Raw genomic sequence first — 21653 nt, 5'->3', positions numbered from 1 at the left:
CTCCTTACGCTTCCGGCTCGTCGGTGGAAGCCGCCTCAGCAGCCTCTTCGTCGGCCGGGGCGGCCTCGGCTTCAACGGCCCCGGTTTCGCCTTCCTGCGCCTCGGGTGCGGCTGCCACTTCGGCTTTCTCGCCTTCCTCGTCGCTGTCTTCATCCTCTTCCGCGGCTTCCCTGGCTTCCAATTCGCCCTTCGCAAGGGAAATCACAAAAGCCTCGGCCTGCCCTATCAACTCGTCATGGGCAGCCGCCGCCACCAGGTCTTGAATGAAGGCCTTGTCGCGCCCCAACTTGCGCGCTTCCTTAGGCTCCATTGAAGAGGCCATCTGCACCAGATAGTTACGGGCTGCATCCAGCACCTTGTCGGTGTCAACTTCCAGGTTTTCCTCGCGCGCGATGGCTTCCAATACCAGCCGACGGCGCACAAAGGGCTCAGCCTCCTCCCGAATCTCCGCTTTCAATGCCTCTTCATCGGTGCCGCGCTCTTTGAGGTAGTCTTCCCAAGAAAGACCGCGCTGCTGAGCCTCTTGCAGATATTCGTTCAAGCGATTTACCACCTCGTCTTCCACCACTTGCGGCGGATATTTGAGGGTGGCCTGGGCAATAATTTCATCCAGTACCGAGGTCAGGTATTCCACATCGTAAGTTTGCTGCTTCTGCTGCGCCAGCGATTCGCGTACGCCTTTCCGCAAGTCCTCGGCATCCTGCGCGCCCAGTTGCTGCGCAAAGTCGTCGTCCAGTTCGGGCACGCTGCGGCCCTTGACTTCCACCACCTCAGCTTTGACGACCACCGTCTTCCCCCACAATGTTTCGTCTTCTTCGTCGTCGGGGTAAGTGTAAGTCAAGGTTTTGGTATCGCCCGCTTTGGCGCCGACAAACTCTTCAGGGAAGCCCGGGTAAGGCCATTCCCCATCGTGCGGCTCTTTCTCGATGAGCACAGGGTGGTTCTGGTCGGCAAAGAGCGGTTCGCCGTCTTCCTGGCCTTCTTCATAAGCCTGGACGTTGACATACACCACATCGCCCACTTCGGCGGGGCGGTCAACCGGTTCCAGGACGGCGAACATCTGGCGATAAGCCTCGATGACCTTGTCCACCTCTTCTTCGTCGAGTTCGGGCGGCTCGTAAGGCAGCCGCACGCTGCGGTAATCGCCCAGTTCAACGTCAACGGCCAGCGGCACCAACAATTTGAAGGTCGGCGGGTCTTCCGAAACGATTTCTTCCAGTTTGCCGGGGCCGTAAGGTTCGATTTCGGCTTCTTTCAGCGCTTTGGGGTAATACTCATCCAGCAGGCGCTCCAAAGCCTCCTCACGAATGGCTTCCTCGCCAACACGCCGGGCGACGAGTTCATAAGGCGCTTTGCCGGGGCGAAAGCCGGGAATTTTCATCCGGCGGGCATATTCACGCGCCACACGGCGCTTGGCGCGTTCCAGTTCCTGGCTGTCCAACACCAGCGTCAATTCGGCTTGATGGTCTTCGCGGATGGTGGTTGTAACTTTCAAGGCTCTACCTCACAAAAAGAATCCGGGATACGCGGCGCAATTATATCACCGGTGGCCTTCCCAGCCACCGGTTTTGCCTCCATTGATTGCCCAACGAGCGCCTGCCTGTCTGGCCGGGCGCTCGCGGCGGTTTTTGCAACCTCACAGCCCTCCTCGCCAGCAGCGCCGTACCAGCAAGGCCAGCAGCCTTCCAATGGGCATGGTGGGACTCGAACCCACACGCCTCGCGGCAACAGATCCTAAGTCTGTCGCGTCTGCCAATTCCGCCACATGCCCGCGGGGGTCTCATTATACCGCGGTTCAGCGCCGCAGCCCCTCCAACGCGCGGGGCCGCCGCTGCCGCTGGCACACCTCTTGCACCTTCGAGAGCGCCTGTCATTCCATCTCAAGGAGTTCGTCATGCACACCTCTCTTACACCGCAAGATCTGCGCATGTGGCTCGGTGGTCTGGTGTTCCTGCTCGGCATGGCCACCTTCGTGATGGGCGTGTTTGTGCTCGTTGCCCGCGCGATGAACCGCGACATTCAGCGCGTGGCAGCGCACACTGCCCGTCTGGCCCAAAAGGGCCTGGTCGAAGATGCCTCTGGCCTGGTCGGCAACGCCTCGGCGCTGGTGAGCGCCCTCACCAGGCTGGTGCAAACCACCGCTGGCGTCGGCATCTTTCTCATCGTGCTCGGTCTGGCGCTGATGTACTTCCCTTACCAGTATATTTTGCCCCTTCACTAACCCGCTTCGCGTCCGCATCCTGCGAGGTTTCCCATGCCAACCAAGCCCTTTCTTTTCACCCTCCAACAACAACTGCCGCCCGATGCCTTCCCCTGGGTCGTCGCCGCCTTGATGCACGACCCCTTAGTGTGGGAAGCGCTCCACAGCGGCGTGGGGGAACACGCGTTGGAAAGCCTGGGAGCCACGCCTACCGCCTGGCATCCAGGCGCCCTGGCGCGGTTGGCGCTGGAACACGCTCCCCAACAAGAGAACACCCCCTCCGAAAACCCTCCCCTGCCGCCGAGGACCCTGGCCGACGCCGCCCGCCTGGCGCTGACGCTGCAGGCCTTCCGCAAGGATAATGGCAGTTGGAAAGGCCTGGCCGAATTTCTGGAAGGCCCGTCCACGGCCTGGCGCACGCCGCTGGCCTGTGCGCTTTCGTGGGCCGACGACGCCCCCGCGTTGCTCGAAGCCATCGCTGCTTTGCCTCACGGCCCTGCCCTGGCGCTGCACGCCTTGCTGTGCCAGCCTACGCCACCGGAAATTCAAGCCGTGCGCCTGGCTGAATTCCTGCGGCGGCTCCCGCCCGAACCCCGCCTGTCCACGGCCTGGGATCTCCAACGCTGCCGTCCCGCACTGGCCCGCGCCGTAGCCGCGCAAATCACCACTCAGCCCCTTCCAGCCCCTTACGACGGATGGCAGCGCGCCCTTCACGCCGCCGCCACAGGCCAGCCAGACGAGGCACAAGCCGCCCTCGCCGACGCATGGGAAAACCTGCGCCGCCTCAGCGGCCTGTTAGCCACCCATCAGGCTCAACTGGCTGCCTCCCAGGGCGATTTACCCACAGCGCTCACAGCGTGGGAACAGGCCGCAACTCACCTGCCTTCCCACCCCGAGGTGCTGGCGCGCCGTGCCCTTGCACGCCACCGTGCCCGCCACACCGACGAAGCCCGTGCGCTGCTTCCCGAAACGCCGCACCACCCGGCCTTGCAGGTCGCCGCCGCGCACCTGCTGCAAAACAGTCACCCCGAAACCGCCCGCGCCTATGCCTTAGAGGCTCTGGCCCACCTCAGCGACCTGCCCGCCGACCTGCTGCACACCCTGGCCGAAACCTTAACGGCTCTGGGAGAATCCGCGGCCGCCGCGCGGGCCGCCTTGCGCCTGGCTGCCGCCCATCCCGCCGACGTGCAGGCGCTCGACCTTGCTGCCGAGACCGCCCTTCAAGCGCAGCACCCGGCCGAAGCCGCCGAAGCGGCCTTCCTCGCCCATCGGCTTGCCCCCACCACAGCCCGCCTTCGCCGCCTGGCCGAAGCACAGGAAGCCGCCGGCCTGCTTCACGAAGCCCTCCAAAACCACCGCCTGCTGGCCGAAGACCCCGAAGCCACCCCTGAAGACCACCTTGCGCTGGCCAGCCTCGCCCTGCGCGCCGACCAGCCCGAAGAAGCCCGTCGCGCTGCCGAAACTGTGCTGGAACACGCGCCCGAACACCCTCAGGCGCTGACCATTGTGGGGAAAGTGCTGGCCCAAGAAGGCCATCTCGAGGCCGCCCGCCGCCACCTGGAAGAGGCCATTGCTCACCACCCCACCGACGCCAGTCCCTACCTCGCGCTGGCTGACGTGGTAGCCCAAACCGAGGGAGAAGCCGCCGTACTGGACGTGCTCCAAACGGCCACCCACGCCCTCCCTCACGACGCCGAAATTCATTACCGCCTGGGGCAATACCTGCTGTCCCAAAACCGCCCCGGCCACGCCCGCACCGTCCTGGAAACCGCCCATCATCTGGCCCCTCAACGCGCCGACATTGCCGCCACCTTAGCCGCCACCTACCTGGCGCTTGGTGAACCCACCGCGGCCCGCGACCTGTTGCACCGCTACCACCGCGACACGCCCACGCCCAAAACCGCGCGCTTGCTGGCCCAGGCACATCTGGCCGCCGACGACCCGCACGCCGCCGCGGCCCTGCTGGCGCCCTTTTCGCAGCAGCCCGATGCCACGCCGCACGACCTTTACCTCTACGCCCAGGCCCTCCTGGCCGCACAAACCGACCCCGAGCGCGCTGCCCACGCCTTGCAACTCGCGCTTAGCCGCCTGCCCCAGGAAACCACCGTACCCGAAGACGCGCTGTTACGCGCCGACATCCTGACAGCCCTCGCCCAGGCACATCGCCAGCAACAAAATCTTGACGAAGCACTGGAAGCCTACCGCCAGGCCTTGCAGGCGCTGCCCGGCGAGCATCCCCATCGGCAACGGGCTATCGCCATTGGGTTGGCAGAAACGGCGCTGCGGCTTCGGCGGGCAGAAATCGGCCTGGCGGCCATAGAAGACGCCCTCCAACACGGCCCCACCCCCCGCCTGCGGCAACTGCAGGCCGAAGCCTACCGCCAACTGAATTTCCGCGATCAGGCTATCGACGCCGGTTCCGACGCCCTGCGGCTCAGCCGCCACGACCCGGAAATCGCCCACTGGTACGCTCGCCTGCTGTTAGACCTCGGGGAAGCCCCTCGCGCCGCCGACGTCCTCGAAAGCAACACTGCCCTCCAACCTCATAACCCCGAAATTGCCCTGCTACTGGCGAAAATTCACCATGCCCTGGGACAAGCCCAGGAAGCCATATCCGCACTTCAGCCCTTTTTGCAAGACCTCGACCACACCACACCAGCATGGTGTGCCGAAGCAGGCACGCAACTGCTGGCGCTGGGGCAAACCGAAGCCGCGGTGCGCTGCCTGCAACGCGCCACCCACGACAAAGACGCTCCCGCCCAGTGGCATCTGGCGCTCGTGCGCGCGCTGCAAGATCAAGATGCCTTTGAAGCCGCCACCCAGGCCGCGCTGCACGCCCTTAAGCAAACCGAAGGCCAGCACGCCCCCGAAGCCGACGAAGGCGAAACAGAAGCCCGCATCGCGCTTCATCTCGCCATTGTACAAAATGATCTGGCCCAAGGGCGCCCTCAGCGTGCAGCCCAGGCCCTGAGCCGCGCGCTGGAAGCCTATCCACGGGCATTCTCGCTGCTGAAAGCCGCCGTAGGGCTATGGCGCGCCATCGGCAACCTGCCCAAAGCCCTGCAAGCCGCCGAAGAAGCCCTGGTGCTGCACCCCGAAGATCTGCCCCTGCGGCTGGAAGCCCTCGCGCTGGCCCGGGTGCTGTTACAAGCCGAGCGCGCTCAGCACCTGTTACAAGCCTCTCCCACCGTTGCCACCGCCGAGCACCTGGCCGAGTGGCTGGCAGCGCAGGCCGAAGCCGCCTTAGATCAGGGGGCCGAAGTGGCAGCAGCCGAAGCCATCGCCCAAGGGCTGGAATACGCGCCCGAATCACCGCACCTGCTGGCGCTCCAGGCGCGCCTCACAGCCCGGCGCGTCGATCTCGCCGAAGGGCAACACTTGCTGGATGCTGCCGTCGAGCACGCTCCCGCCCCTACCGGCGAAGCCCTGCCGCCCACGGCAACGTTGACGGCCTGGGCAGCCATTGCCGATGCCGCGGCCGAACTGCGGCGCTGGCACATTGCCCACCTTTTCACCGACCATGTCACCGAGGCCTGCCCCCACAGCCCGGCAGCCGCGCTGCGCAAAGCACGCTTGCTCACGCTGCAAGCCGAGAGTTACCACCGCTGCCGGGCGGTCGAGGCCGTGGCCGCCCTGCCCGACGCCCAGGTCTTGGGCGCCACGGCACAAGAGGCATGGCAAACCGCCCTCGAAACCGCAGCCCAGCGGTTGGGTGCCGAGGCTACCCCCGAAGGCTACCACCAACACCCGGCGCTGCACCGCTGGTATGCGCGCGGCATGGCCGCGTTCCAGGGGCGATTGAACGTGCTGCTCTTGCAAACGCCACCCGCCCCCAGCGACCTCGCCGCGGGGTTAGACGCCCTGCGTCGCCGCGGCATGCCCATGCAAAACGCGCTTCCGGCTTTCCAGAACGACCCGATGGTGCAATTTCACCACGCCTTGCTGCTGGAAAGCCTGCCCACCGGCGACCTGCAAATCGCGCTGCAAGCCGCCCAACACGCGCGCGACCAGCGCCCCCAATGGGCTGCAGCCCATTTTTTGGTCGCCCGCCTTGCCAACCGCCTGAGCGATCTGCCCACTGCGGAAGAGGCCATCACCGCCGCACTGCGCCTCGCGCCCGATGAACCCTGCTGGCACGCCCTGGCTGCCGCCATCCACACCGACCTGCGCCACGAGGAACAAGCCCTCCATCACCTGCAAGAAGCCGTCCGCCTGGAACCGCAGCACCTGTCCCACCACCTGGCGTTGGCCGAGGCCGAAATGGCACGTGGCGACCTGGAAGCCGCCCACAGCGCGCTGACCACGGCCTTGCGCCACCACCCCGAACACGCGCGGCCGCATTTACTGCTGGCCCAGGTGCTCTTCCGGCTGGGTCGGCTGGACGAGGCTGCCCAGCACGCCGAAACCGCCGCCCGCGCCGAGCGCCACGCCGCCGAACCGGTGATGCTCCGCATTCAGATCGCGCTGGCTCAGCAAGCCCCCGAAATCGCCCTCCAGCACGCCCGCCGCTGGCTGCAAAGCCACCCCTTCGACCCCGAAGCCACGCGCTACGCCGTCAATGCCCTGCTGGCATTGGGCGAAGCCGAGGAAGCCCTGCGCCTTCTCGAAGAAACGCTACCGCACGCGCCCGACGATATGGAACTCAACATCCTGCGCGCCGAACTGCACCGCCAGATCGGCGGCCCCAAGGCAGCAGTGGAAATCTGGCGCGGGCTGCTGGCTTCCCGCCCCAATGTGCCCACCCTGTGGCTGGGGCTGGCCGAAGCCCTGGCTGCCAGCCGCCAGTTGGATGCCGCCCGGGCAGCCGGTCGCAAAGCCCTGCGTGGCATGGACACCCTGCCCCCCGAAAGCCGCGTCCGGCTGCACATGCTGTTGGGCAACCTTGCCAAAGAGGCAGGGCAATTGGACCAGGCACTCTATCATTTCAGCGAAGCCGTCCGGCTGGCGCCCAAGCACATAGAAGCGTTGCTCAAACTGGCGCAAGTGCAAAGCGACCGCCGCGAATACGCTGCTGCCCTGCAAACCTTAGAGGCCGCCCAGCGTCTCGACCCACAAGACAGCCGCCCTTATTACTACGCCGGCATGATCTACAAAGCCGTCCGCGACTACGAAAACGCGGAAGACATGTTCCGCAAAGCCGCCCAGCTCGCCCCCGGCGATTTCCGCATCCGCCGCCAGCTGGCAACCGTGTCGGTGATCAACCTCATCCCTTCCTAAGAATATTCTGGATGGCTAAAGCCGCAAAACGCTAATCGTCAATCGTCAATTCATCACCCTCCGAGGCTTTTATGAGCGACTTCCCCAACCCTCTCCCACGCCAACAATGGCTCATCCTGTTACGCACCGGCATCGACGTGCACGCCTGGGATTTCGTCCGCCAGGCCGCCGACCGCTACCTTCACACCATTCCCCACGACCTGGAAGTGCAATGCCTGCAAGCCGAAGCCCTGTTGGGGTTAGGCGACCGCGGGCGCGCTTTCCAACTTGCTTCGGCGGTAGCCCTGACCGACCCTGAAGACGCCGCCGCCCACGCGGTGCGTTTGCGGGCTTTGCCGCTCACCGCGCCATCCGAAACTCGCACCGAAATTATCGGCGCGCTGGCCGCGTTAGGGCATCCTCCTACCAATGCCACGCCGCCCGCGTGGAGCATTGCCCTCCAACAGGCTTACACCGCCTTGCAACAACACGACCTGGAAGCCGCCCAGGCGGCCCTTTTCCCTGCGCTACCGGGCAACGGGCATATTCCCTTGCTGGCCGTAGCGCACTTGCGGCTGGTATGGGCACAGAACGACTGGGCAGCCACGCTGCACCTGGCGCGCACCTATCACCAGCGTTGGCCCGACGTGCTGGCCTTCCGGCTGATTTTGGCCCATCAATTGGCCGAAAGCGGCCAGGAAACCGAAAGCGTTGCCATGCTGCACGCGGTTGCAGCCGCCGACCCGGCAGGGCAGGTGCTGCGCCGCCTGCTGGGGGAACACCACCCTTATTGGGCGCTCTGGCCCAAAAACCTGGCCGCGCCGCTGGATATTCCTCTGCCTGCTGCCGTCGCCTCGGCGCTGGGGCGCAATCGCCTGCCGGAGAGCAAGCCTTCCCGTTCCCACAGCGCGCCGCAGGCTGCTTCGACTGCCACCAAGGCTACCGAGAAGCCGCAGCCCGCGCAGGAAGCCGCCGCGCCCGCACCGCGCCAGGCCAGCCCTGCGCCCAGCAAGGCTCCTGCCCCGGCACAGCCGGCTACGTCGGCTGAGCCCTCCAACCGGTCGGCACGCACCACGCGCGGCACCGGCACGCCCCGCCCGGCGAGCACAGTTTCCCCCGCGGCTTCCCATCGCAGCGCCCGGGCTGCCGAGCGTGTGCTTTCCCAGGCTGCCCGCCGGTTGAAAATGGCTCACCTCGTTCACACCGAAGGGCGCTTCCCCGTGTATGTCATTTTCAGCACCCGCAGCGGGCTGGAAAAGCACTACGGCCAAGACACCGCCAAAATCATCCTGCGCCACATGCACGCGTTGGCTAAGGCCGTCGGCACCGCGCCCGACTGGGAAGCCACGGTGCTCCTGGCCGATGACGCCGCCTCGGCCCACGAACACGGCATCAAACCCGTAACCCCCGATGACCCCTGGGCGCTAAAAAAGCAACTGGCCTCGCTTGACGTGGCACTGGGGCGAAAAGGCAGCATGATTGGCGCGCTACTCATCGTCGGAGGCCCGGAGGTCGTGCCCTTCCATCATCTGCCTAACCCCCTGGAAGACGAAGACGATATTGTACCTTCCGACAACCCTTATGGCGCTATCGACGAAAACTACCTCGCGCCCACGTGGCCGGTAGGGCGGCTGCCGGGCAGCGCCGATGGCGACGCCACGCTGTTGTTGGGGGCTTTGCGCCGCATGACCGCCGAGCACCGCAACCGTCAGCGCGCCGTAGCGTGGTACCGGCGCTGGTGGCAGGCTCTGCGCGCACACCTGCCCTTCCTGCGCCGCCACCGCCTGGCCAGCCTGGGCTATACCGCCGAAGTGTGGGAAAAAGCCGCCCGTGCCGTGTTCAAAGAAATTGGCGCGCCGCGCACCCTGTTGGCCTCACCGCCGCTGCACACCGAAGCCCTGGGCGTGCTGCCGCGCACCACGCTGGCCTACTTCAACCTGCACGGCCTGGCCGACGCAGCCCCCTGGTACGGCCAACGGGACCCCACGCGCGCTTTGCCCGGCGCCCCCGATTACCCCGTAGCGCTGCGTCCTGAAGACCTTCCACCCAGGGAACACGCCCCGCGAGTGGTCTTTTCTGAAGCCTGCTACGGCGCCTATCTGAAAGACAAAACCCCCAACAACGCCATGTGCCTGCGCTTCCTCTACGCGGGCAGCCAGGCCTTCGTAGGGTCTACCGTCACGGCCTACGGCGCAGTGACCACCCCGCTTTCGGCTGCCGACCTGCTGGGGGCGCTCTTCTGGCAACGCCTCAAACTCGGCCTTCCTGCCGGGGAAGCCCTGCGGCAAGCCAAATATCTTTACGCCCGCCAAATGCACCAACGCTTTGGGTTCCTGGATGGTGAAGACCAAAAAACCCTGATCTCTTTCGTGCTCTACGGTGACCCCCTCTATCACCCCTTTGGAAGGCAACGCCTGTGGGGCAAAGGCGTTCTACGCCCCAAAGAGCCGCTCAAAGCGCCGCTGGCCGAAGAGCGCGCCACCGTCTCCGAGACCTTGCCGCCCCGCATGAGCAAACGCATCAAAGCAATGGTCGAGGCTTACCTGCCGGGGCACGAAGGCATCGACATGCTGCTGGCCGAAGAAACGGTGGAAACCGCCGCCAAAGGCCAGCGCGGGAACAAGCGCGTGGCCTGCAAAGTAGCCGTCGTCAGCAAACGCATTGCCGTCGGCGGCATGACGCACCGGCATTTCATGCGCGTCGCAATGGACCCCCACGGCAAAGTGCTCAAGGTCAGCGTTTCGCGGTAAGATGCGAGGGAAAGCCGGGCTTGCGCTAAAAACACAGCGCAAGCCCGGCGCAACGGCTAATCAGCAGGGGCTTTCTTCTCAGCGCTCACCTGCACAAAGGGGAATGCCACAGCCAGCGTCAGCGCCAGCAAAGCCAAAGCCAGCCCCACACCGAACATATCGGCCCACCAGCCCAGCAACAGTGCCATGCCAGAAGCCAAAATCGTGCGGACGACCGACTCGACCGAAAGGCCGGAAGCCATCACCCGGCTTTCGATTTGATCGCTGATGTAAGCCACATTCATCGGGCGGCGCAGGTTGTGCAAAATGTAAAAACCCAGGAAGGAAATCACCGCCACCACATCCCAACCGACCCAGGTCATCAACCCGGCGAAGAAAAGCAAGCCCACGCCGCCGAGGAACGAGAGATTAATTGCCCGTTCCAGATCACGAAACCGCTGGCTGAAGCGATCAGCATGGCGCGCAGCATAACTGGTGCTCTGGTAAATCAAAAAGTACACCACACCAATGACCACCGCGCTGCGCTGTTTGCCCGTGTAGGCCAGGAAAATGGGCAACGCCAGTGCCCATTGCTCCAAAATGGGCTGCAGGTAGTCTTTGCTGGCCTTGAACAACGCCATGAAACTCGCACTGTTGAGAATGGCCTTCCAAGCACTGCGGTCGGTAAACATGCTTTTGAAAGCCGCCAGCGTCTGCTTCGCCTGATCGCCCATAGCGTGCCATTCCACCCGCGAGAGTTCGCCATCCAGCTCAGGGGGATAAGTGGCCAGATTGATGAAATCCAGCACATACGGCACCGCCGCCGCGAGGAACATAATGCGATAGCTGCCGGTGTAAAACGCCAACGCCGCAGCAATCAAAGCATTGATCGCCGAACCAAACTGAGAAGCCGAGCGCGTCCGGCCGTAGTAGGCCACTTTCAAATGCGTCAAATTATTCTGCTTGAGGTATTCGAGAATCAAAGCCTTATGCGTGCCCGAGCGGAAGGCTTCACCGACAGCAAACAGCACCATCGCCAGGGCAAACCACCAAAAATCGTGCCCAACATAGAAAGCGCCAAACGCCACCAAATAGCCGCCAAAGGCCATCAGCATGGCCTTCCGGCGGCCAATGGCATCGGCAAACACGCCGGTTGGCACTTCCAGCAAATAGGTAGCCGTATCACGGATCGCATAGAGCGTGCCAATGAGGGTAAAACTCAGCCCCGCATCACGCAAAAACAAAATGAGAAAGGGATCGAAAAAGCGGAGATTCTTCAAAAAGCCGTACAGCGCAAAACGCGGGAACATTTTGTCTCGCCACCAGTTCACGACAACACCTCCAAGGCAAGTTCAAAGGGGAACACTCAAATATTGAGCCCCTCAAAAATCGTCAGGAAGAAAGGTACGATCTGGAGCCCCACGATAGTTCAGCGTCGGTGAGGCAGTTGCCCCACTGAGATGCAAACCGAGATTGTTTTTGCAGGCAAGTTTGAGGCTGAACGCAGCCCAGGAAGGGGCGCGGACATAAACGCCAAAAGGAGAAACGCCAAGGCTGAAACAGCCCTTTCGGCGGCGACAAGTTTGGTCGACTTTGGCCACAATGACCTGGCAAGGCAAACTGAAGTTTTGTCAAAGCACCCGCGGGGGAAAGCGAGAGTGCTGCACTGCGAAGGTACTAACCATTTTTTGGTTGGCTCAATAAGTGGACATGGCCTCAACTTGTGGTAAAGTGGAATTGCTCAACCTTACCCAGAAGAAGAGGCCATGTCTGTAACCCATCTTACCATAAAAACGCTGGCTGCGGTTGTCAAAAGCCTGCCCATCGGATGCCGGTCAGCGGGCGTTTGCTGACTTTGCGAGAGACACCGTCGCCGGCGTGGAGCGTCATCACGCTCCCGCTCATCTGGCAGGGCTACCTCGAAAGGATTGGAAAGCTGGCACTACCATGAGCATTGTAGTAACATAGCGCATTCTGCTCCAAACGCAGGCTTGCCCCAAAATCCTGAAGGGCCTTTTCCGCCTGGCCGCTATTCAGAAATGCAATCCCGCGATGCATGTAAGCCACCGCGTTTTGGGGATCGACTTCCAGCGCTTTGCTCAGAGCCTTGATGGCGCGCCCATACTCCCCGCGCATGGAGTGCTGGGTGCCTTCTTCCAGGTAATCTTTTGCCGTCTTGCGAAACCAGCCCATTCTGACCCCCTTGGTCTCTTGTTCCCAATGCCGCCTGCGCCGCAACCACATGCCTATCCATGCTCCAATAATACCAACCAAATCCATCCAACCGCTCCTTTCGCCCAGGGACATAGTGCCAGATCTGCTCGGCTACTAACAGAACGGTCATCATCACCACCAAAGCCAGAATGCCCATTACCGACAGCGCCAATTTATATTCTCTTTGTCGGGCTGCATACATTCCAAAAAGCACTCCCCCTGTGCCCCCCATGAAAAGGTAGACACCGCCTAATAGATCTCCAAACCAGCGGTAGAAGCCTGCATTTTTTCGCTTGAGTTGCCAAGCGAAGCGATTCCACAAAGGATACACCAAGAACCCACTCCCTGCGAGCAAATCCCACACAGTAAAAGGAGGGAATGTGGGGGAGTGCTATTGAAGCCCGCATAGCGCCCGGCTTCCCAAAGGAATTTGAATAACCAACTCATCAAACTAATTGAGCCACCCACAAACAACCCCAGGGACAAGGTTTTCCAAAGAGGCCAAGACACATAAGAGGGTCTGCGCATCACCTACCTCCTCAATATCCTGAAAACAATCGATTGAGCTGAGCTTTAGCCCATCCCGGAAAGCCAGTGGCTTCTATGAGTGCCCTCATTCCTATACCCACCAACGTAGTGAGGCCAATAGCAACCGTGGGCAATGCAAGAAAAGGAAATGTGGAAGCGAACACTGCTACCACCCCGGCTACCACGGTCGCGACCGCCACACCCACCGCCACCGAGACAAACATGCAAAAACAATCCGTAATGACAAGAAGCATATCTCAAAGTCGTCCACAATTTCCAAAAATTTTTTGAAAAATCTGGGCGATGAGACCTCCTGAGCGCCAGCGATGCGCCCCGTAAAGCCACCAAAGCACCAGTGTGGGCCCGGAAAACCAGGCAACCCCTCCCGTAGTGAGCCACAATTTCCAGCTTAATATACACCTCGGATGGGTCAAAAAGGCGGCCAACAGGAAAACTCCCCAACCTACCAACCCAAAACTTGCTAACATGGGCCAAAAACACAATCCCCGACCACGACGCCAGAGAAGAAAATACCACCCTATCAAAGCGTCAATGGCTGCCTCACCCACGAGAAAAACTTGCCAGTTCTTCATTGCTTCTTTCCCTTTCTTTCTAAGAATCTCCGATAAAACCTCTCTAAAACGTACAACCCCCATTGTCCCATACTCGCCAATATCGTGATTCCCCCCCACCATTGTAACGAAGATGTTAGGAAAAGGCATTCTCTCAAAGAGAGAATAAATACAACGGTACCTATCCACGAAAACATTAACACTTCTGCCATTAACCAAAAAGACACCTTGACTATGCGTGTGGACCGCTCTGTGTCTCGAGCACATTTTATCAAATGGCACACGGTTATTAGGGTCAGCAACATCGTTGTACACCTTTCACGGATATTCACACAGTTTATGTACGTACCGAAACGCCCATACCCCAATGCATGAGTGAATGGCATTGAACAATCCTGATAAGACTCCTAACCCCGGTATCACATCTAAAAAGTTAACCAACAATAAGTAACGAAAACATCCCCGATCCACAGATTTTTTCTTTTTAACAAGGCGAGCTACTTGGGCAAGTTGTAATGCTCCATTTATACCCAAAAGGACTGCCCCGGCTTCCCCGCCAATTCCCGTTGCTACCAATACTGTGCCCACGCCATTCAGCACATTGTAAGTAGGCTTTGAATACAGGCATGGGAAACAGCAACTTTTGTGAGGAGTGCCGTAAAGAGTACTCCAAGACCTCTGCCTATTCCTGGACGTCTAGAGGACAGTGAGGAATTTTTGGGGAAAAATGCTTCCATATATAGTGCTCTACTGTTGTGCGCACTTTCACGTTTAATGAATTGCTTCAATGCTTTTCTTGGGGCAACGCGAATGTTCTTTCTGCACCAAAAACCTCACTGGCTTCCTTAGCCCCTTGCCATTGCTCCGTTACTTCCCGTGCGTGACCCATCTGCCCATAATCGGCTTGTTTCCACAAGGCGATGTCCACCGGTTGCGAGTGGGCATACCCATCCCGCAACCCATGCGGGGTGCAAGAGCCATCGGGCCTGGGCGGCCCCGGCTGCGGCGTGCGGCCCGAGGCGGCTTGGTCTAAGGGCACTTCGCCGTCAACGAGCAGGGCGGTTTCGCGCGGCAGGGGTGGTGCTTCGTCGTCGGTTTCTTCGGCCGGGGCGGGGTGGGTGAGCCGCCGGCGGGCCTGGTCAAGCGCCACCGCGGCGATGAGCGCGGCCGCGCGGGCGCGCTGGGCGGCCAGCCGGGCCGCCTCAACTTACACCAACCCTGCACCTTCGCCTGCTTCGGCCTCGGACGGCTGCCCCCTTTCAGCGCGCTCTTGTTGGGCCAGGGCTGACCAGAAAAAAATTCACACCTTGCTTTGTCGGGTTCATTCCTCAAATTCCAGTGTTATACAAAAAGGGTCCTTTTCCTCCAGAATCTGCTGCCAGATTTCTTCTCTGGAAGTCAGAAAACGTGCTGGAGGATCTGCTTCATCTTGGTATTGCCAAATCCACGCAGCGGTGAAGTTTTCCTTTGGAAAAGCGAAGAAAGTGATGTAGGGCCTGGGGTGGGGAATACACGCTTGCAAACGGGGAGGTAATTCTAGGCCTAAATCCGGCGTATCCCCTATATATAAATCTGCGGCGACGAATTTTTCGGGATAACCCAAGTATAGGGAAACCGAAATAAAGCTGTCCTTTGGTGCCCATTGCTCGCCCTCGCTCGGATAACTCCACACCGCCGACAGAGCCGTCCAAGGTGGCTGGCCCAGGTCCCGAAAATAAACTGAAGGAGAATACTCCGGCAACCCAAAAGGTTCAATTCTCATAAATACCAACCGACCTTGGCGGTTAGCTTCAAAAGCCATGTAGAAAGCTGGATTGATGAAGTGACCGGTAATAGCTTCTTTTTGTTCATTCCAACCCCAACGGATCTTACTCCACGATTCCCACAAATCCCGCAAGTCTTGCAAGGTGCTCACACCGGGTTCCAGGCCGAACCAACAGGGCGGCTCACAGGCCAGGTCTCGGGCTCGACGGGCCACCGCTTCCGGCGACAGCGGCGTCACAGGAACATGCTCGTACTCCAATGGGAAGAGCGGTATGGGCGTCGAGGTGGCTATGGGCCGCCGTGTGGGCCAGGGGCCCAAGGTGGCCGTGGGCTTTGGCATGGGTGTGACTGTGAACGTGGGCTGGGACGTTGGGATAGGCATTGTTCCTCGGGGAGTTGACCCCTGGCATGCGCTCAAACTCAAAAACAGTATGACCACAACGCTAAACCGCAAAAATGTTTGTTTCCTCATTTTGGCACCACCTCCTGCTTGCATCGTAAGACAGGAAACTCTCTGCTTTCTCTTTTGTGGGTTTCCGGAACAGGACGGCTTGGATGTCCTATACTTTTTCGAATAAGGGGATGAATTGTTTGTTTCATAAATTGTGATCGCTGCCATGATATTTCGTTTTCATTTGGATCCGGCCAGGCCTGATACACGTCGTTGAGGAACATATCGGCGAACAGTTCTCCGGGTGTAGGCGCAGGATGCTGCTGCCAGGCAAGCCAGTACCGCCTGGTTGGCTTAGTGGGGCTCTCCGGCCCCACAGCGGCAAAACCGCAGTAGGGATAGAGTTTTCCGGAAAGCAGACATCTCCTACGTCCATAAGGCCACCGCTGCTCACAAGAGGGCTCTCCCTCTTTGCAGGGGTGTTGAACGGTGTTTGTTCTGCCGCCCAACCCATTTGTCCAACAGGTCGCGCCCTGTGGCCTTGGGATCATGCGGATCGTCCAAGCGCCAGTCCAAGGCATGGCCCAATTCATGCACAAGATTGTTTCGCGTGAAGAGAAACCAATCCGACCCTTCCCAACTCGGCCACATGGTAGCAATGCCGATGCGATGCGAATTTTGGGTAATCATGCCTGTGGTGATGCTTTCTTGACCGAAGCGGCAGAAGGGATCCACTTCTTTCTTGTTGTCTCCTTTTCGCGGAAGTTTGCATTTGTGATAAATCAGCGGGTTCTCGGCCGATACGCCATAAAGCCTTCGAAAGGCTTTGGCTCCATCCACGCCTGTGATCCCTTCCAGGTATTCGCCCACATCAATGGTGCCCGTCATCAATACCACCTTTTCCTGCCATGTAAAGGGCCGTGCAGGCGCATCGGAGAACACAACGCCGTATTCCTGCTTGTGCGATCCTGTGCCAATTAGGAATTCGGCCAAGGCTACATCATTGGCCGCGCAGGCAGGGTCATAATCATCGGGACAGACCCAAACCGGCTGGAAGCCATACCGACCGCGGGCATCTACAAAAGGCACGACATAGGGATCATCAAGCTCCTGCGAGGGCGCAGCAAAGCGACGAGGGGGGGTGCTCGGCAACCCGAAAGAGTTCTGAGGCCTCGCCCTCCAACGCGCCTATCAAAGCCCCCACAAGACCTCCCGTGAGGGCTGCAATCACAATATGACGTGGTTGCACTTTGCGTCGGCTGGCCGCCCAGGCTGCCAGAAACGCCGCTGCCGCCCCGCCCCACAGGGGCAGGTGCCCCAAGGGCCGCCGCGGGGCTTCCGGTGCCTGCGGCGGGGCGTTGCTGCCCGTGTGCGGCGCCGCCGTCGCCGTGGGCGTGGGCGAGGGCACCCCAGCGCCAGACCCGCTCGCGGGAGGCGCCGTCTTTTGCCCTTTTTACAGAAACAGCTGGATACTATCAAAAATCCAGTTCTACAAATTCGCCAATTTTCCTATCTTCTCGCTGTGCAAAATCCAAAATATCTTTCAAAGTGAAGGGTTGACTTGAAGGACTACTATGTAAGGGAGTTTCAAAGTCGATAAAAAGATAAAATTCATCGTAAACTGCCTCAAAGACATAGTCCGATTCAATCTTTCTTAGTCGCCATACACGAGCATAAGTGGAATGAAAAGAACGCTCCAACTCCGGTGCTTCGTCAGCGGGGCTTTTTAGCGCTAACCAAGGCACTCGAGGGCCAAAAATATCGCTAAAGCGATATATTGTCACCACAATCACAGGCTTTACACGCCGCAAGGCCTCAATTTGTTCCAGAGAGTCGACTTTGTCCTGATCCTTAGCGAAGAAACGTGAACACTGCCAGATTGTGCCGTAGTAATCCCTATTATGCTCGGTGCTAGTAAAGCCAAACACGATATCCCAATTAGGGAGGAACCGTTGTATTTCCTCTTGAGACAGTACCAAGTTGTCGCAAGTGAACGCCGGACGCTTGGGAGAAGGGGGGTAAGGGAAAGCGCCATCTATTATAATAAACAAAAAGTATATCCCAGCCGTCAATACTAACCATCCCCCTATACCCAGCACCCACGTACAGCACCATTCTGAGCGTTTATTCAAAAAATACCCTACGCGCCAAGTACCTACTATCCATAGAGCAGCCAAAGCGACCAATAGCCCTCCAAGTATCAATCCGTAGGGCATATAGCTTAGCTTCACCCATAAGTAATTTGGCCATTTATTCATTTTGACTCCTCTTTTGGGTTGTACTGAAGGGAATAACCCTGCAGGATTTTTTGAAGCATAAGTACATCAACGGGGGTGCCGTTTTCTTGAGCCATCTCATACACATCCATACCTGCCCGTATAGCCCTATTGTCCCTTGGGTCATCGAACCAAGTTCTCCACCAGAACCAAGGCCATGTTTTGTGTCTTTGGTAGTATTGCCATCCATTGTATAACCCTGCTCCTGCCTCCAAGACCAGCCGAGGGAATCCCCCTTTGCGTCCAGCGTAGCCATAATAGAGATTGGCCAAGTCATCCCAACGGAGAGGGACATTGGCTATGTAAAGGATGTGGCGGTCCGGGTTGTCTTTCCATTTCCACACTTCCAACTCAGGGCCTTTGAAATCCAAAGGCGCCCCACCTTTTACCAACTGAAACCACCGGAGAAGATTCCCTTCAAAGAGGTTAACCGCGAGAGATGCTGCCAATGGCCCAAGGCCAAGATACGACATTTTGGCTAAGTCTGACGCCAAAGCGTTGGAGACCTTGAGTTGCGTCACTACAGATTCGCAGTTGTGGTTCATACGGTAGAGCAACCATGTTGTGGCTTGCGCAGGATTAGAGGGAAAAGCACAAGCGTGGAAGGCCATCTGCCCATAGTCGGCCTGTTTCCACGCGGCGAGGTCAACGGATTGCGAGTGAGCATAGCCGTCTCGCAGTCCATGCGGGGTGTAAGAGCCATCGGGTCTGGGCGGCCCCGGCTGGGGCGTGCGGCCCGAGGCGGCTTGGTCTAAGGGCGCTTCGCCGTCGATGGTGAGGGGGAGGCGGCGGTGGCGGGGCGGGGTTTCATCTTCGCTCTTGCCTTGCCTCTGCTTTGCCAAGCCGCGCGCCACTGCGGCCATCAGCGCGGCGGCTTTCATCCGCTGGGCGGCCAGCCAGGCCGCCCGTGCGGCGCGTTCACGGGCTTCTTCTATCGCATGTTGCAGCCGTTTGCGCCGGGCATACGCCGCCCAGGCTGCCAGAAAGGCAGCCGCGCCCCCCACAGGGGCAGGTGCCCAATTGGGGGCCTCTGCCGGTGAGGTGGTGCGTTGTTCTGTGTCGTCCACAACCACCGCACCGCCATTCAGCGGCGCGGGCGCTTGCGGCGGGCCGCTGAGGATGGTGAAGGGCGTAGGCGTAGCGGTGGGCATGGACGTGGGGATCATCACCGGCCCGCTCAGCGGCAGCGGCGGCAGAGGGGTGGCCGTGGCCGAGGGGGTCGCCGGCGGCGACGTGGGGGTTGGGGTGGGCAGGTCGGGCACCACCACCGGCCCCCCAAGGGGTGTAGCCGTGGGCAAAGGCGTAGCCGTGGGGGTGGGTGTGGGGGTGGCTGTGGGTGGAGTAGAGACGATGATCACGCCGCGCACACCCGACGAGCGCCCCCACGAATCCCATACGGTGATGGCGATGGGGTACTGCCCCGGGTGAGCGTGTGGAGGCCGTTGGTCAGCACGCCGGTATCTTTGGACCACTGGCCGTTGGGGGCGAGGGTAAGAACTTCCCAGCGACCGTCGTCGGCTTCTTCGGCTGTGGCGAGGTGGTGCGTTGTTCTGTGTTGTCCACAACCACCGCACCGCCATTCAGCGGCGCGGGCGCGGTGGGCACATCGTGCACCTTGGGTAGTTGCTCGTGAAAGAAACGTTTAGCCGGCCAGCCTTTCTCTTAGGGAGAACTTCCCCAGTTAATCCAGTAAGGGAATACGCCGCCCGTCGTTACCAAGCGCTCTTCGTTTGTCTCCAAGTCCCAAATGTAGATACCAAGATTATCGTAGCCTTTTTCTTCACAAGCGAGGGGGTTTTCCATATTGGGTTTGATACAACGATGATAAACCAAGGCATCGCTGTTTGGTGACCAAGAGACGCTTATTGGATAAGTGTAATTTGGAATTAACGCGGCTGGGATAAAATGATAACGTTGCATCTGGTGGTTTTCCATATCCCATACTTGGACAAGTATATTCGTAGTAAATGTACTCTCAGAGGGCTTTTTGATGAGACAAGCCAAACGTCGGTCATCGGGGCTCAACTCTCCAACGCATCCTTTGGGCAACCAAGCCAAGTGTTGAAAACGGCGTTCGCTTATATCCCAAACGTAGGCTTGTCGTCCCGTAAGCAAGAGAGCCTCGCGAGTATGGAAACCAGTAATGTGAATGACTTTCATTTCTTGAATCTCTTCCGCGCTCCAGAGATTTTGCGAAGGGCATCCTGACTCAAGTGGTCGAAAAAGCACAACGCCTCCATCTTTGTCCCAGAGGTACTTCCCCATAAAAAGGCCATTGTTTCCCACTGGAGTGGGTTGCCAGGCCAAGGTGAAATTGCAAGGCAAAACTTCCCCTTGATAGAACATAGTTAAAAGCCCTCCATACCTTACATAAGGAACATTATTGACCAAAAAACCAAAGATCCCATTTATAAAGAAGGGGGCACGTACAATATACCCTTTGTAGTACCCTTCTCGAGCGGGAGAAATTATTGTTTTCCCGGAGCCGTCCTGGTTGACAAAGCCCAGTTCCCCTGAGCGCTCATCTTTCCAAGAAGTGTAAACTTGAAACACGATATCTCGTTTTGGAATAGGGGACAGATGGGGACCGGATACATCGATGCCAATAGGCAGACTGCAGCCAATCACAACCAGGAGAATGGACAAAGACAAAAGGAGCCGTTGCCGTATCATGAATTATTTCTCCTTGTCTATCGTCCACATACTGTTGGGTTCGATGGCGAAATTCCCTTGGCTCCAGTGCTGTAAGAAGTTATTCCAATTCATAGGTTGAACGGCATCAGGGACAAGAACAGGGTTCAGGAGATACACATTTTTTGCATCATAACCCACCGCCACCATATAATGCCCTATTGCAGGGAAAGGACTTTTCGGCTCTTCTGTTCGTAGATGTAGTTTGTAGGCAATCCTCTCTTTCACAGCCCGGGTGGTCTCAGTTATGATTTTCCCATTACTCTCCCACCCCACGGCCACGATCACAACCTTGCCCTGGCTGATGGCTTGTTTCAGGTCACTTGTTTTAGCCCCTTGGTAGTGCTCGACATGGGCATCTGGCAAGATCTGCTTTATGGCGTTGTCAAACTGCCATGTTGGTATGCCCAAACGAGGCACTTTGTTTGGGGCCAGCACAGGCCCAAAGGGCAGCAGACGCCCATATTTCATTTGCCAACGCAACAATGTGCGCGGTGAGGAAGGCACAAGCCCCAAATGCCGTTCTAAGCGCTTTTGCACTTCATCGCCTGTAAAGTAGGGCTTGGTAGGGTCATCGGCGTAGACCAGATTATGGGCCATTGCCAAGGCAAAGGCGTTGCAGTCGTCGTTGCCGGTCTGGTGTTGGTGGAAACGAGCCCATTCTTCGGGCGAATAGTCGCGAGACCAACGAATTTCGTTTCCCTTGAGAAGGGTGTTGACGTGAGATTTCTTTGGAGGCACATTGCCTAAGGGGTGTGCCAGGCCCCAGTTGAGCATCCCCAAACGTTGCCGTTGGGTTGCGTTTTCCTGGTCGACCAAAATTTGGGCAATGTCGAACTCCGCTTGTCCATCCCCCACCTCAGCATCGAATGCTTCGTCGGCAGGCGTGGGCGTCACGGGGCCGTGCTTGTTGCCCCACAGCCCGCGGCCGCGATGGGGGTCGAAAGAGCCATCGGGCCTTGTCGGTCCCGGCTGCGGCGTGCGGCCCGAGGCGGCTTGGTTCAGCGGCACTTTGCTATTGATGGTAAGGGGGATGCGGCGGGGGGAGACTTGCTACTTAGATAACCATCTTCTTATCTTCCACCTGTGGGT

Annotated in this window: 14 protein-coding genes and 1 tRNA gene; 3 read left to right on the top strand and 12 right to left on the bottom strand. The window is 59.4% G+C overall.

Translation table 11 applies throughout. The features are described from left to right. Nucleotides 1-4: 4 nt before the first annotated feature. Together tig and ENJ54_11790 are read right to left on the bottom strand one after the other, a co-directional pair. Entirely contained in the window at nucleotides 5-1495 is a 1491-nt protein-coding gene (tig, locus tag ENJ54_11795) for a trigger factor (GenBank protein ID HFC10514.1), read from the bottom strand. 194 nt (nucleotides 1496-1689) lie between these two features. After that, nucleotides 1690-1771 (bottom strand) — tRNA-Leu (locus ENJ54_11790). A gap of 123 nt (nucleotides 1772-1894) precedes the next feature. On the opposite strand from ENJ54_11790, the gene ENJ54_11785 reads away from it, so the two are divergent. The 3 genes from ENJ54_11785 to ENJ54_11775 all read left to right on the top strand — a co-directional run bounded on the left by ENJ54_11785 (nucleotide 1895) and on the right by ENJ54_11775 (nucleotide 10146). After that, nucleotides 1895-2221: a hypothetical protein gene (locus ENJ54_11785; GenBank protein HFC10513.1), complete on the top strand. Its 327-nt coding sequence runs from the start codon at nucleotides 1895-1897 to the stop codon at nucleotides 2219-2221. Nucleotides 2222-2254: 33 nt separating this feature from the next. Next, complete coding sequence (locus ENJ54_11780; GenBank protein ID HFC10512.1) at nucleotides 2255-7417, top strand: tetratricopeptide repeat protein; 5163 nt, start codon at nucleotides 2255-2257, stop codon at nucleotides 7415-7417. A gap of 71 nt (nucleotides 7418-7488) precedes the next feature. Continuing rightward, on the top strand, nucleotides 7489-10146 hold the full coding sequence (locus tag ENJ54_11775) for a hypothetical protein (protein HFC10511.1): 2658 nt from the start codon (nucleotides 7489-7491) through the stop codon (nucleotides 10144-10146). A 56-nt stretch (nucleotides 10147-10202) separates the two neighbouring features. Here ENJ54_11775 and ENJ54_11770 read toward each other — a convergent pair whose 3' ends face one another. The 10 genes from ENJ54_11770 to ENJ54_11725 all read right to left on the bottom strand — a co-directional run bounded on the left by ENJ54_11770 (nucleotide 10203) and on the right by ENJ54_11725 (nucleotide 21572). Continuing rightward, nucleotides 10203-11456: an MFS transporter gene (locus tag ENJ54_11770; GenBank protein ID HFC10510.1), complete on the bottom strand. Its 1254-nt coding sequence runs from the start codon at nucleotides 11454-11456 to the stop codon at nucleotides 10203-10205. A gap of 583 nt (nucleotides 11457-12039) precedes the next feature. Next, complete coding sequence (locus ENJ54_11765; protein ID HFC10509.1) at nucleotides 12040-12432, bottom strand: tetratricopeptide repeat protein; 393 nt, start codon at nucleotides 12430-12432, stop codon at nucleotides 12040-12042. Between the two features lie 446 nt (nucleotides 12433-12878). Beyond that, nucleotides 12879-13121 (bottom strand): hypothetical protein, encoded by a 243-nt coding sequence (locus ENJ54_11760; protein ID HFC10508.1) that lies wholly within the window; start codon nucleotides 13119-13121, stop codon nucleotides 12879-12881. A 1102-nt stretch (nucleotides 13122-14223) separates the two neighbouring features. Continuing rightward, on the bottom strand, nucleotides 14224-14589 hold the full coding sequence (locus tag ENJ54_11755; protein HFC10507.1) for a hypothetical protein: 366 nt from the start codon (nucleotides 14587-14589) through the stop codon (nucleotides 14224-14226). A gap of 171 nt (nucleotides 14590-14760) precedes the next feature. Next, nucleotides 14761-15354: a hypothetical protein gene (locus ENJ54_11750; GenBank protein HFC10506.1), complete on the bottom strand. Its 594-nt coding sequence runs from the start codon at nucleotides 15352-15354 to the stop codon at nucleotides 14761-14763. Between the two features lie 690 nt (nucleotides 15355-16044). Beyond that, the gene (locus ENJ54_11745) at nucleotides 16045-16683 is read right to left on the bottom strand and encodes a hypothetical protein (GenBank protein ID HFC10505.1); all 639 of its coding nucleotides are present in this window, start codon (nucleotides 16681-16683) and stop codon (nucleotides 16045-16047) included. A 386-nt stretch (nucleotides 16684-17069) separates the two neighbouring features. Continuing rightward, nucleotides 17070-17852, bottom strand: coding sequence for a hypothetical protein (locus ENJ54_11740; GenBank protein HFC10504.1), 783 nt, complete (start codon nucleotides 17850-17852; stop codon nucleotides 17070-17072). Then, a complete protein-coding gene (locus tag ENJ54_11735; GenBank protein HFC10503.1) occupies nucleotides 17849-19342 on the bottom strand; it encodes a hypothetical protein in 1494 nt (497 codons plus the stop codon). Before ENJ54_11735 ends, ENJ54_11740 begins: the two co-directional genes overlap by 4 nt. Before the next feature lie 190 nt (nucleotides 19343-19532). Then, nucleotides 19533-20516 (bottom strand): hypothetical protein, encoded by a 984-nt coding sequence (locus ENJ54_11730; GenBank protein HFC10502.1) that lies wholly within the window; start codon nucleotides 20514-20516, stop codon nucleotides 19533-19535. Between the two features lie 30 nt (nucleotides 20517-20546). Beyond that, entirely contained in the window at nucleotides 20547-21572 is a 1026-nt protein-coding gene (locus ENJ54_11725; GenBank protein ID HFC10501.1) for a hypothetical protein, read from the bottom strand. Between the last annotated feature and the right edge of the window lie 81 nt (nucleotides 21573-21653).

The sequence above is a fragment of the Chloroflexota bacterium genome (assembly GCA_011322445.1).
Lineage (GTDB): Bacteria > Chloroflexota > Anaerolineae > Anaerolineales > DRMV01 > DRMV01.
This window is presented reverse-complemented; position numbering and strand designations above follow the sequence as displayed.